This window comes from Pseudomonadota bacterium, assembly GCA_018817425.1.
Classification (GTDB): domain Bacteria; phylum Desulfobacterota; class Desulfobacteria; order Desulfobacterales; family RPRI01; genus RPRI01.
Genome location: JAHITX010000111.1, coordinates 17,499 through 29,937 on the forward strand (window position 1 = coordinate 17,499; position 12,439 = coordinate 29,937).

General features: G+C 37.6%; 13 protein-coding genes and 1 pseudogene. 10 read left to right on the forward strand and 4 right to left on the reverse strand.

Annotation, left to right across the window (positions count from 1 at the left end; translation table 11 throughout):
* Nucleotides 1–414 precede the first annotated feature (414 nt).
* From KKC46_18685 to KKC46_18715, 7 genes and pseudogenes are all read left to right on the forward strand, one after another.
* Complete coding sequence (locus tag KKC46_18685; protein ID MBU1055831.1) at nucleotides 415–1,857, forward strand: menaquinone biosynthesis decarboxylase; 1,443 nt, start codon at nucleotides 415–417, stop codon at nucleotides 1,855–1,857.
* Nucleotides 1,847–2,704: a putative 4-hydroxybenzoate polyprenyltransferase gene (gene ubiA, locus KKC46_18690; GenBank protein MBU1055832.1), complete on the forward strand. Its 858-nt coding sequence runs from the start codon at nucleotides 1,847–1,849 to the stop codon at nucleotides 2,702–2,704. The genes KKC46_18685 and ubiA overlap by 11 nt, the downstream gene beginning before the upstream one ends.
* 60 nt (nucleotides 2,705–2,764) lie before the next feature.
* Nucleotides 2,765–3,868 (forward strand): CofH family radical SAM protein, encoded by a 1,104-nt coding sequence (locus KKC46_18695; protein ID MBU1055833.1) that lies wholly within the window; start codon nucleotides 2,765–2,767, stop codon nucleotides 3,866–3,868.
* Nucleotides 3,869–3,883: 15 nt separating this feature from the next.
* Nucleotides 3,884–4,693, forward strand: a complete 810-nt coding sequence (locus KKC46_18700) for a menaquinone biosynthesis protein (protein MBU1055834.1) — start codon at nucleotides 3,884–3,886, stop codon at nucleotides 4,691–4,693.
* A 48-nt stretch (nucleotides 4,694–4,741) separates the two neighbouring features.
* Nucleotides 4,742–4,888, forward strand: a pseudogene (locus KKC46_18705) (addiction module antidote protein, HigA family).
* A 633-nt stretch (nucleotides 4,889–5,521) separates the two neighbouring features.
* Nucleotides 5,522–6,181, forward strand: a complete 660-nt coding sequence (locus tag KKC46_18710; GenBank protein ID MBU1055835.1) for a hypothetical protein — start codon at nucleotides 5,522–5,524, stop codon at nucleotides 6,179–6,181.
* Between the two features lie 198 nt (nucleotides 6,182–6,379).
* Complete coding sequence (locus KKC46_18715; protein ID MBU1055836.1) at nucleotides 6,380–6,604, forward strand: hypothetical protein; 225 nt, start codon at nucleotides 6,380–6,382, stop codon at nucleotides 6,602–6,604.
* Here KKC46_18715 and KKC46_18720 read toward each other — a convergent pair.
* Nucleotides 6,581–7,405, reverse strand: coding sequence for a VPLPA-CTERM sorting domain-containing protein (locus tag KKC46_18720; protein MBU1055837.1), 825 nt, complete (start codon nucleotides 7,403–7,405; stop codon nucleotides 6,581–6,583). The two genes, KKC46_18715 and KKC46_18720, sit on opposite strands and share 24 nt — an antisense overlap.
* Nucleotides 7,406–7,456: 51 nt before the next feature.
* Nucleotides 7,457–8,266, reverse strand: a complete 810-nt coding sequence (locus tag KKC46_18725; GenBank protein MBU1055838.1) for a VPLPA-CTERM sorting domain-containing protein — start codon at nucleotides 8,264–8,266, stop codon at nucleotides 7,457–7,459.
* A 514-nt stretch (nucleotides 8,267–8,780) separates the two neighbouring features.
* Between KKC46_18725 and KKC46_18730 the strand changes: the two genes are divergently transcribed.
* Complete coding sequence (locus KKC46_18730; protein ID MBU1055839.1) at nucleotides 8,781–8,969, forward strand: hypothetical protein; 189 nt, start codon at nucleotides 8,781–8,783, stop codon at nucleotides 8,967–8,969.
* A 148-nt stretch (nucleotides 8,970–9,117) separates the two neighbouring features.
* Here KKC46_18730 and KKC46_18735 read toward each other — a convergent pair whose 3' ends face one another.
* Nucleotides 9,118–9,870 carry a hypothetical protein gene (locus KKC46_18735; protein MBU1055840.1) on the reverse strand — a complete coding sequence of 251 codons (753 nt, stop codon included), beginning with the start codon at nucleotides 9,868–9,870 and terminating at the stop codon, nucleotides 9,118–9,120.
* Nucleotides 9,871–10,833: 963 nt separating this feature from the next.
* On the opposite strand from KKC46_18735, the gene KKC46_18740 reads away from it, so the two are divergent.
* Nucleotides 10,834–11,094, forward strand: a complete 261-nt coding sequence (locus KKC46_18740; protein MBU1055841.1) for an AbrB/MazE/SpoVT family DNA-binding domain-containing protein — start codon at nucleotides 10,834–10,836, stop codon at nucleotides 11,092–11,094.
* Nucleotides 11,078–11,497: a type II toxin-antitoxin system VapC family toxin gene (locus KKC46_18745; GenBank protein MBU1055842.1), complete on the forward strand. Its 420-nt coding sequence runs from the start codon at nucleotides 11,078–11,080 to the stop codon at nucleotides 11,495–11,497. Before KKC46_18740 ends, KKC46_18745 begins: the two co-directional genes overlap by 17 nt.
* Nucleotides 11,498–11,658: 161 nt before the next feature.
* On the opposite strand, the gene KKC46_18750 is transcribed toward KKC46_18745, so the two are convergent.
* Entirely contained in the window at nucleotides 11,659–12,405 is a 747-nt protein-coding gene (locus KKC46_18750) for a hypothetical protein (protein MBU1055843.1), read from the reverse strand.
* Nucleotides 12,406–12,439: the final 34 nt, after the last annotated feature.

Below are 12,439 nucleotides of genomic sequence, written 5' to 3' on the forward strand. Positions count from 1 at the left end.
ACCTGATAGCTATACCTCACTTATAGCAATTGTAACATCTTTAAAACAGGCTTTATTCTTTTGTCATCGCGTTTGTTGCCACTAACAAACTTAAATTGATAATTTCTGTTTTATGCATAAAAATGTTTTTGTAAAATATTTTGATGCCCCGCTGTTGAGCATTTAAAAATGTATTATCCGGGAATCCCTTTCAAATTTGTTCTTTGCTTGACACTAACAGGCCATTTGCTATATTTACACAGTTACAGAAAGCATTCGCCCGGTATATCATTTATAATACTTTGATATAATACAATATTATGTTATATAAAAATTATATACTAAATACCGTATTTTTTAAGTCCGTTAAATATTTGATTTAAACCATTACCGTAATTTCACGAATACAGAAAATATATAAAAGGCAAAAAAATTATGCCCTATAAGAATTTAAGAGAATTTATCGAAAAACTGGAAGCTTTGGGAGAATTGCATCGAATAAAAGCTGAAGTAGATCCTATTCTTGAAATTACAGAAATTACCGATCGGATTTCAAAATCAGACGGCCCTGCTCTTTTATTTGAAAAAGTAAGAGGGTTTTCATATCCTATTATTATTAATGCATTCGGAAGTTATAAGCGTATGCAACTTGCTCTTTCATGTAATTCTTTTGATGAAATAGCCGCCCGTCTTGAATCCAGTATAAAGATGCGCCCTCCCGAAGGACTAATGGGAAAAATAAAGATGCTTTTTGCCTTAAAAGAAATGGCAGGGCTTATGCCCAAAAAGGTAAAAAAAGCTCCTTGTCAGGAAAAGGTTTTTACCGAGGGTCCCCTTTTGGATAAGCTTCCCATTATTCAATGCTGGCCGGATGATGGCGGACCTTTTATAACCCTTCCAATAGTAATTACCAAAGATCCTGAAACCGGAATTCAAAATGCAGGCATGTATCGCATGCAGAAATACGATAACACTTCAACAGGAATGCACTGGCAATATAATAAGGATGGAACACGTCATTTCGATAAATATAAAAATCTTAATCGGCGTATGGATGTGGCTGTTGCGCTTGGCGGATCACCTTCGGTTACATATGCGGCAACTGCACCTCTTCCGCCCGATATTGACGAACTTGTTTTTGCGGGCTTTCTGGATTCAAAGCCTGTTGAAATTGTTAAAGCCAAAACCGTGGATCTGTATGTACCGGCAGAATCGGATTTTGTGATTGAAGGCTATGTAGATCCAGCCGAAGAACGTATTGAAGGCCCTTTCGGGGATCATACAGGTTTTTACTCGGCAGCCGATATTTATCCGGTATTTCATATAACAGCTGTAACATGCAGAAACGATGCGATTTACCCGGCAACAATTGTTGGAAAGCCACCCATGGAAGACTGCTACATGGCAAAGGCAACCGAAAGAATATTTCTTACCCTCTTAAAATTCGTTTTCCCTGAAATTGTTGATATGGAACTTCCTTTAGAAGGTGTATTTCATAACTGCGCTCTTGTTTCTATAGACAAGAAGCATCCGGGACAGGCAAAAAAAATAATAAGCGCCCTCTGGGGAATTGGGCAGATGTCGTCTACAAAATTTATTGCAGTTTTTGATAAAGACATTAATCTTCAGGATTCCAGCACTGTTGTTTGGAAACTTTTAAATAATGTTGATCCAAAAAGAGATTTAATCTTTTCTGAAGGGCCGCTTGATGCTCTTGACCATTCAGCTCCTTTTGCCAATTTCGGCGGGAAAATGGGTATTGACGCCACAAGAAAAACACGCGAAGAAGGTATGGGAAGAGAGTGGCCTGAAGAAATAGTCATGTCTGAGGATATAAAAGAAAAGGTTACAAAACGCTGGAAAGAATATGGGTTTTAAAAAGTTTTCCAACCTTATAATGATAGAACAAACCCTTTTTGCTCTGCCTTTCGCGTATATAGGCATTCTTTTTGCCGATGGGGTTGATAGCGCAAAAGTCAAAACCCTTTCAATATGGATACTTGCAACAATTGCCTTGATTGCTGCAAGAACAGCAGGAATGTCATTTAACAGGGCAATAGATGCAAATATAGATGCAAAAAATCCGAGGACAAAAGACCGTACCATACCAAAAGGAGAAGCAACAAAAGCTGAAGTCTGGCTTATCGGAGCAGTATCTTCTGTTGTTCTTATTGTTTCATCTTATTTTTTAAATCCTCTTTGCTTTTACCTGTCTTTTGTTGCGGTTTTTCTTTTATTCACATATTCATATTTTAAACGGTTTTCGTCATCATCACATTTTTATTTAGGACTTGTTGAAGCAGCCGCACCAATAGGCGGTTACCTTGCGGTAACCGGAAAATTTTCTATTGTTCCTTTCATACTTGGCGGAGCAATTCTTCTATGGATTGCCGGGCTTGATATTGTATATGCTCTTTTGGACAAGGAATTTGATCGGAAAGAAAAGCTTTATTCACTTCCTTCCGTCTATGGTAGAAAAAGGGCTCTTACGGCCTCAGCCGCTTGCTATATACTGTCATTTACTGCAATGATTGCGGCAGGAATGATTACAGACAAAAGCATACCTTACTGGCTTGCAATAACTTGCATAGCTTTTGTTTTTATCTACCAGCAAACTATTGCAAGAAGCCATGATCTGGAACAGGCTTTGAAAAAATTTTTTAAAATCAACATGTATGTATCCCCATTTCTTTTGATTGGCACTTTCATAGATGGTTTTTTCTAATCTTTTTTTTAAATTGGGCAACCCAATCAATCTTTAGACATATAACAGGATAAATATGCTTTGAAGCTTTTAAATTTCCCGGATACAGTTTTAAACAAGAGACTGAATAAAATTGCAGTAAAAGTATTTGAAGAAATACCTGTTTCAAAAACAGATGCAAAATATATGCTGTCAACAAACGATATTCTTGACCTTGGCAAAATAAGCAATTTTTTACGCACAAAAATGCACGGCGATAAAGCATTTTATGGCGTTAATATGAATCTTAATTTTACCAATATATGCGAACTGCGCTGCCCGCTTTGCGCTTTTTCAAGAGATGAGGGTGATAAGGATGCCTACCTTCTTTCTCTTGATGAAATTGAAAAACGGGTCAAAAATGCCGTGTTATCAGGTATTGATGAAGTACATATTGTTGGGGGTCTGAACCCAAAACTTAAGATAGATTATTTTGAACAGATGATTAGAAGAATAAAAAATATCAAACCTGATATTTTTATAGTCGCCTTTACTGCTGTTGAAATAGATTACTTTGCAAAAACAAATAAACTTTCAGCAAAAAACGTTTTGAAAAGATTTATTGATGCCGGAATAGGCGCTATGCCCGGCGGAGGCGCAGAAATTTTTTCACCCCATATAAGAAATATAATAGCACCAAAAAAAATCTCCGGAACAAGATGGCTTCAGATTATGAAAACAGCTCACGAGCTGGGTCTTAAAACAAATGCCACCATGCTTTATAACCATAAAGAAGATATAAAAGACATTGTAGATCATCTATCAAGAATAAGAAATCTTCAGGATGAAACTTCCGGCTTTAAAACATTTGTTCCTCTTTTATTTCATGAAAGCAATACCAAAATAAGTTCAAAACGCAAATCATCAACCGGATACGATGATATCAGAATCTATGCAACAAGCCGGATATTTCTGCACAACATTATGCACTTAAAAGCTCTCTGGATGTATGTTGGGGATAAAATGGCCCAGGTACTGCTAAGCTTCGGCGTAGATGATTTTGCCGCCACCTATTATGATGAAAAAGTTGTTCACGCAGCAGGAGCAAAAACGCCAGCTTACGGATCTGAGCCGTTTTTAAAGCGGCTTATTGAAAACGCCGGTCTCACGCCTGTGCGCACTACCGCAAATTACTGGACAGAGTAAATTCGGAGACGCCTTATGAGAATTGGCTATATTGACTATTTGAACTGCTACCCCTTTTATTACCATATGTTTGAAAAAAAACCTTTAGCAGATATCAGTATTATTTCGGGGTTTCCTTCCGAGTTAAATAAAATGATGCAAGACAAAGAGCTTGATTTAAGCCCCATATCTTCTGCAACTTATCCTTATATACAAGATGATGTTCTCCTTTTGCCACAATTTTGCTTAAGTTCGGTAGGCTATGTAGGATCGGTAATACTATACAGCAGATTAGATATCGATCAATTAAACGGGAAAAAAATCGGACTTTCAAATGCTTCCCATACATCCCGTGTGCTTCTTAAAATTCTTTTAAAAAGATTTTATAACTGCGAACCGGTGTATCTGCCGGCAGAACCATGCCCTGATTTAAAAGATTATGATGCGCTTCTTTGTATAGGAAATGATGCAATGACAAACAATATTGATACATCAATTTTCAAATTTGACCTTGGAGAACTTTGGCTTAAAAAAACCGGCTATCCGGTAGTATTTGCCGTATTTGCGGTGAGGAAACAAGTAATAAAAGAATATATGGAACAATTTAATTCCGTTGTAGAATCATACAAATCATCAATCCGTTGCCTGTTTGAAGAAAAAGATGAGGTAGTAAATAAAGCCAGGCAAAAATACCCTAGCATATCTTATGATGTTGACAGCTATTATAAAACATTACAGTTTGAGTTTAATGATAATCTGAAAAATGCTTTATCATATTATTTAAAAACGGCAAACCAACTGGGTTTGCTTGAAAAAGTTGAATCCTTAAATTTTGCAGATGTGTGATCAAATATGAAGTTGAAATCATCCATTATCACTAAATAAGAACCAATCATGATTAAGAATGATTTATCTGCAATTCATCCGGGAGAATTCCTGACTGAAATCATAGGAGAGTTGAAAATATCGCAAGCCGGGTTCGCGCGCGCCATCGGGGTATCACCCATGCGGATTTCACATGTTATCAAGGGTGATCGTCCATTTTAAAATTAATTTCCCGATATATTTTCACTTATTCCCTGGCATCTGCATACCGGACTTCTTGTTTTTGATTTTGTTATAGTCATGGAAGGGGTTCCCCATAAGTTAATCGAGGTAAAACCCTTCCGATAAAACCACTACAAGGTCAATGCATTATTTTGCAAGTCAGTTTGAAAATACCCAAAGCATCCAGCTTGTTCACCATCTTCACAATGAAGAGCATCTGGCCGGAATAGATATTTTACGTGCAGGTGACTGGCTGGCAGGACTTGAGGCTTGATAGGCAGAATGCATTCCCCATCAACAATACGTATTGATACCTTCGTAGTTACTCCACAAATCGTAATACAGGCGAAAGCCGGAATACGGAAAATATCAAAGTTCTGAATTCCAAATCAAACACTGAATGATATTAAAAGGTTAACATATAAAAACATATTATTGCAAATAATCTGTCAATAGATTATATACTTTCAAAGCAACTTAAATTATTGATGATTGTTTAGGAGAATTAGAATAATTTTTTATTCTTCCGGATGTCATTACATTTATAAAGTTATCCGGAGCTGGCGAATAAATAGTCGGCGGGGTCGGCTCGCTGAGCGTAACTAACGAAATTACAGGAAAATGATTATGAAAAAGAAACTTGCAGTAAAATTGGCAACAGGAATGGTTTTATTGTTACTATTTGCGGCCCAATCCCAGGCCGGCACTATTTTGTCCAACTTCCCAGGGAATCCTTCATATGATCAATTAACAGGTTTGGGAACGAATGCATTGGGTGATAACACAAAGGGTGTGGGTTTGATCATGGGGGCGAATTCTATGAATTTCGTATCGATGACCACCTTGATTTCAAACTCCGAGTCACCTTCCGTATTGAGCGGCGGCATTTACAGCGACTCTTTGGGCAATCCAGGCGCACTATTGAAGGACTTTACTCCGATAAATGTACCGGAATCACCTTCAGTATATTTTTACGACTATACGCTTACCATTGCTGGTTCGTTCACACTTGCCGCAAACACCTCATATTGGTTTGTGCTTGACGGTCCCACGTATACAAATCATTTATCTTGGCATGCCTTAAATCCCAATGTTGCACCGACAGCATCGGGTGATATTTCGTACACCGGTTATCGCTACTCTTCCAATGGGGGGACGAGTTGGGGTTCGTCATCATTCTATAATGGTGTTGCCATCGATGCGTCGCCTGTCCCACTCCCAGGTGCTGTCTGGTTGTTAGGTCCCTGCGTCGTCGGTCTTTTTGGGTTACGAAGAAAAAAATTATAAAATTGCCGGGAGCTCGAGTAGACGGCTGGACATAGGCGTTTCCGTCTTCGGCAAGGCCATTGGCCGCCGCTACTCAGCTTGGTCGTTTATTCCTTGAAGAAACTATCGGGGTCAAAACCTTGAAATATGAACTAACTTGACAATCGGTTGTCCTGCTATATCCATCGCAATCCACTTCGAGCAGGAGTTGTGGATAGATTGGCGGATTATAAATGGAACAGTTATCTATTTTACGGTTATAAAAAGAAAGGTCCGGACTGGTTAAAATCCTCAATCATACTGGACTATCTTTCAGCATCCGACCCACACAAGGCATACCGCAAGAAAATGCAGGAATATGCTGAAGAAAAGCAAAGGCTGCTGCAACCTTTGCTTTTTAAAAAGGTATTTCCTACAGAGTTAATTACTGCGCCTTCTTATTAATGCGATCATCCCCAAAAGACCTGAGCCCATCAACCATATAGCTCCCGGAATGGGAACGGTTGTGGCACCAAGCACTAAATCCGTAGTGTCATCAAAGGTTAAATTAAGAGTATTGTACGCATCGGCCCAGGAATTGGACCCAACGGCTCTGGCATGCAGAATGGATACTACATAGAAAGACTGGCCTGGATCCAGGGCCAATAAAATCGAGTCCGAAACAGAACCATCCGTGATGGTATCTGAAAATTCAAGACCCATTGTGGAGTTTTCATAATCTTCATCATAAAATAATTTAGCCCCAAGCTCCCCTAAAAGGGTTCCAGGATCATAATAGTAACCAAAATTAATCGGTTGATAAACATATATATCGGCACCTAAATAGACTCTACTGCTTGCATCCGGGTCGTAAAGGCTTCCGGTTAGAATTGCGTTTAGGCTAAGTGTTGTCGAAGCAGCGCCAGTATAGGTATAGCCTTGAATGGCCTGTGCGGTGGCCCAGGCACCGTTGTCGAGCCCACTAAGATGGAGTGCTTTTGCCTTGAGGTTAATATTAAGGCCGAGCGTGGATTCAGCTTCTGCTGAACCGCGATCATCTGTAAAAGAACTGTGGGCATACGTTTCCCCTTGCCAGCCAGCGTAAGTGCCTTCAAAATTTGTATAGTAACTAGGGGCATAGAATGTGGTAGTGGATGTTTCCGCACCGTAAATGCCACTTCCCAATGCCGCAGATACATATGTCAGTTCCCCAAGAAACAGGGTAAGGACCCCAAAGAATAAAATACCCAAAAACCTTTTTTTCATTTTGCCTCCTTTTAATATTAATCGTTTTTAATCATTATTTCCTTTAATCTATTATCTTTTAATCTGTCTTCTGATCCCGGCCAACCCCAAAATACCTGATCCGAGAAGAAACAAAGAAGCAGGAATTGGAACGGCTGGAGGAGCGCTGGTTTGCCAATTGTCCTGACCATCAAGATTGCCCAATTCGAAATCCTCAAAACCTTGTGAATCATATATCGGTGAACCTTCGATAATTAAATTGTCTAAATAAATTATATCGAATTCATTGTTGAAACCATACAACCCAAAAAAATAACCTTTAATCGAATTGCTGTTATTGATTATCAATGGATAATTAATATCGATCTGTGTGCCATCATACCATGAAGAAACATACCCATGAATGTCGCCTGTATACTCGGATGACATATAAGGTTGCGGGTTTTCAAATAAATCCCATACCATTTTCAGATTTACCCATCGGTCAAAAATAGTAGCGGATGTATTTGTCGTTACCTTTCCAATAAAAGGATAAGTACCCCATTGATCTTGACCCCCATAATTTGGATCAATCGACGCGTCTCCATCACTGTCCCATGACCACCAAAGCCATTCCTGATTTAAATCATACGGGCGATAAATATCAAAACTGACAGTGAGGCTATGGTGCTGGTCATAACTGGGAACCACGTTCTCATTGAAAGGAATAAAAATCCAGCTATAATCATCTGGTTTTTCGACTTGGATCTGAACCACCTTGTTTCCTGAATTCAGCGGGTCAATAACCACTTGAGGTTGGGTCAGTGTGGCATGAGCCGCTCCCGTAATCCCGGAAATACCAAAAAATAAAATAACAATTATAAATAACCTGAATCTTATCATTTTAGTTCTCCCAATAAACTTATTTTGTTTGCAATTTGGTTGGAAAATAGATTTTTTATCGATTAAATTATTTAGCAATAATTATACCAATCAATATATCTATTTGATAATATAGAATTATAAGAATTATGTTTTTATGATAAATGATAAATTGTAAAGAAGTCCGACATATATTTATAGCTATTATGTATAATTTATTTAAATAAAATTGAATCCGAAATCAATTTATTTATATTAATATATAATATACAGATAGTTATAAATATATATCTAATTAACAATTAAAAACATTCTAATTAGCATTAGTTATCAATTAAGATATAATAATTTGGAATTATTGAATTGATCATAAATAAGAAGGTCTTTTGTAAATATGTAAAGAAATCCGACATTTTTAGAGCATATTTTTTAGATTTTCAGCAATAAATCATCAAGATAATAATATTTTATCAAATAGTTGGATAATAATTAGATGCAGTTTAGAATATGTAAATAATACCGACGGTAATAAAATATGTATCAGTTTTCAGCATTAGTTGAGGAGCCTTCGGATCGTTTCGATATGGAGGTTTTCGCCTATGTGTTGATGAGCAATCATTATTATCTTTTACTAAAGACATTGAATGCAATTTATCCAAGGTCATGCAACGATGAAACCGTAAAAAGTCCGGAAATTGCAATTTATGAAAATCTCACTCAATAATTACGGTATGTTATAAAGACGATTTTTTGATTTTCCGACTTTTTACAAGACCATCACAATAGAAAAGAGGCTTAAAACGAAACTGATGGTTCCGTAAAAAACTTTTACGAAACCATCAGTTAAAACCAAGTCTGATATTTGATACAGCCTATGACTTCCTGTATTTTCTGCTTATTCCTAAAAATCCAAGAAAACCTGAACCTAAAAACAAGATTGCAGAAGGAATGGGAACAGGATTAAGAATCGTAAAATATGCAGATTCATTAACAACAGAGTAAAAACCGGGATTCCATGATAAGCCGAACGCTGTATCCTGTGCCATAACGGATACTGTCTGCCAGGGTTCATATAACCCCGTCATATTATATGAAGTGGTGTATGGATTAATGTAAGGGATGATGTCTGTCGGAGTCAAAACACCGCCGATATTATCCCATAAAAAAATTAAATAGGTATCCGCACCTTTAACCGGCGCCCATGATAACACTTTTGTTGCTGCATTCCAGGATGTTGCAGGAAGATCTAAACCAGTAAGTGCTCCATTCGGAATATTATAGGAATATGGTGTGCTGCCTAATTGAAATGTATATTCTGCTTCCCAGTCGTTGATGTCGGTTGGATTTACAGCCAGTACCGCCTGATATATATGTTTTCCGGTTTGAGCATATGACCAGTCAAGATAGGCCATATTTCTTGTTCCATTTGGCCCGATTACAGAAATATCATTAAGGCCGCCTGTGTCAGCATAAACATCTGCAATAATTTGTGATCCTTCATAAGCAAAATATGTCGGGTCCCACTTCACATTTAAAAGATATACATTGCTGGTTATTAAGTTTGCTGCAAATACTGAAGTTGTAAAAAATAAAAGAATGAACGGCAATAAAATATACTTTTTCATTTCATCTTCCTCCGGGTCTTTTTACGTTTATAGGCAATATTTTTTAACATATTAGATTATTTGGGAATAGCGATCTAATCCGGTTTTTATATTCAATACTGACAGATTCATTCGCATATTTTGAATACATTTAATAATGAATTTATAATAGAAATGCAATTATTATGCCATATAAATAGCCTGACTATTATGTATTATAATTACAGATGGTTATATGGATGGGTTACTTTGATAAAAATAAATAATATTTCTATCATAAACAAAATGTAAAGTTTTCCGACATTATTTAAGGATAAATACCGGCATGAAGCTTGTTATTATATTTATAAATCAATGAATACATTATGTTATATAATTATTTTAGCATAAAATAAAGTTGTAAAGTTTTCCGACAGAAAAAAGAAAATATTAATGATAAATGCTCATAGTTTCTGGCAAATATACTTATAACATATCGTTTTTATTTATTATGTAATATATTAAATTATAAAACAGTTGATTGTAAAATTGTAAACATTCCCGACGGTGAAATCAATAAGATTAAGTCTTTTTGATTTTCATTCTTAAACCGCTTGATTCCCTACCGTAGGCTCAGAGATTCAAAAGTCCAGTTGGAAGTTATTTCAATACTTCAGAGATTGTTTGCCTTTTAATATTCGGTCAAACATCTATTTGGGCGTTGATGCCCAAGATCGATTATTTAACCGGCTCGTTCATAGCCGCCCCATAGCGTAGAGTTTATCCGGTTAATCAAGGTGGTAGGAAGATTCGATTAAAAAAGTATTAATGTCTTCTTATCAATAATTTAGTTTATAAGTTGCATACGTGCCCAATACTACCCATGCTACAATACAGGACAGTTTATGTGTTCCTGACAATGTAAGATAAAAACATTGACAATTTCTTACTTTATTATTAAAATTTATAATCATTACCCCAAAAAAGACCGGGAGGAGAAAACAGGTGGAAGCAGACAAATCAAGGGTAACATCAAAAGGCCAAATTGTGATCCCAAAAAGATTAAGGGAAAAGTACGCCATTGCTACGTCAACAACGATACGGTGGATTCCAAAGGAGGAAGGCTTGTTAATGGTTCCGGAAACCGATGATGCCATCAAAGCTGCCAGAGGAATGCTAAAGGGTTCGGAGCTGCTGAAGACTTATCTGAAAGAGAAGCAACTGGAAAAAAGAAAGGAGAACAAAAGGCTTGGCAAAATACGCTAAATATGTGTTGGACAGTTTTGCTCTCATAGGATATCTCGAAAACGAACAATTTGCCCAAAAAATAGAAGACCTTCTCTATCAGGCAGAAAAGGGAACTTCCCACCTTTATTTACATGCCCTTCATCTGGGAGAAGTTTACTATATTACCCTTCGAGAACAGGGCCAAGATGTGGCTAATCTGGCTTATTCCCGAATCAAGAGATTTCCAATAACTTTCGTCGAAACCATAAATGAGGAGCTCCTTTTGACCGCAGCCTCTCTTAAAGCTAACTACCCAATCTCTTATGCCGATTCCTTTGCAGCGGCCCTGGCCAAGGTTAACAATGCCTTGCTTCTTACCGGAGACCCTGAATTCCAAACCCTTGAAGAAGATGGTATCTTGGAAATTAATTGGCTCACTTAAATATCTCACTGTTTCATCTGCTCGTTTGTATATTTTGATTTTCAAAGTGCCCATAATTTACGACTATCTTTTTGCTCCCCATCTACACCTTGAATATCTTTTCTATAAATATGTTTATATGTTGCATGTCCCCAATACTACCCTAACATCTCCCGGATCATTTATCGCTCGATCCCACATAACATAAAGCCCAAAATAGGCTGACACTTTTCCGGACAGGCAGTATAAAATCTTCCTTGCCGACGGGTACCGGAACGGTTTTCTTTTCCCCAGAAAAATTCTGCAAGACTCGTGGGTGTCAATTTTTGTTTCGCTGCAGCATTCAACAGCTTTGGCGCACAGCAATCCCCTGCACCGGTGGGTATTCCGTTTGTAAAAAGCTCAAAAATGGATCTCACCTCAGATCGGAAGTTATGGACATGGTAAAGCGCGTGAATCTCTTTCATCAGGTTTTGCGACATTGTTTTCCGCCGGTAAGTCAATTCCCGCTTTTCTACCCCTTCAGACATTCCATTGATCCGGCTTCCCAAAGCCTTGATCTGTTTGTCTACATCACATACCAAAGACTCGAATTTTCCCGTATCCAAAAGCGGGGGCACCCATCCTTCCACGTTCCAAACAGCATTATATTGACCGGAAAACGCCTTCAACATTACAGGGTGCCCATCCAAATCCATACACTCCAGCACACCGAACATTTGCCCTCTGGCCTCACCGAGTAGATAATCCAAATATAAACGAGGGTCTGCTTGCTGCTCCGGAACATGAAAATCAATACGCCCTTTCTCCTCCAGCGTTTTCATTAATTCAAAACAATACTCTTTAGCCTTACCCTGTTTTATGGAATGAGTTTTGCCACAACTACGGCAATATCCTGAACTTGCTGATTCAATAGTCTTGGTAATCATGATTTCTTTCTAAACATAATACATGTAACTATAT

Coding starts and splice junctions, on each gene's coding strand:
- KKC46_18720 (MBU1055837.1), bottom strand. CDS start 7,405: ATGAAAAAAAGGTTTTTGGGTATTTTATTCTTTGGGGTCCTTACCCTG.
- KKC46_18710 (MBU1055835.1), top strand. CDS start 5,522: ATGAAAAAGAAACTTGCAGTAAAATTGGCAACAGGAATGGTTTTATTG.
- KKC46_18730 (MBU1055839.1), top strand. CDS start 8,781: ATGTATCAGTTTTCAGCATTAGTTGAGGAGCCTTCGGATCGTTTCGAT.
- KKC46_18685 (MBU1055831.1), top strand. CDS start 415: ATGCCCTATAAGAATTTAAGAGAATTTATCGAAAAACTGGAAGCTTTG.
- KKC46_18725 (MBU1055838.1), bottom strand. CDS start 8,266: ATGATAAGATTCAGGTTATTTATAATTGTTATTTTATTTTTTGGTATT.
- KKC46_18735 (MBU1055840.1), bottom strand. CDS start 9,870: ATGAAAAAGTATATTTTATTGCCGTTCATTCTTTTATTTTTTACAACT.
- ubiA (MBU1055832.1), top strand. CDS start 1,847: ATGGGTTTTAAAAAGTTTTCCAACCTTATAATGATAGAACAAACCCTT.
- KKC46_18700 (MBU1055834.1), top strand. CDS start 3,884: ATGAGAATTGGCTATATTGACTATTTGAACTGCTACCCCTTTTATTAC.
- KKC46_18750 (MBU1055843.1), bottom strand. CDS start 12,405: ATGATTACCAAGACTATTGAATCAGCAAGTTCAGGATATTGCCGTAGT.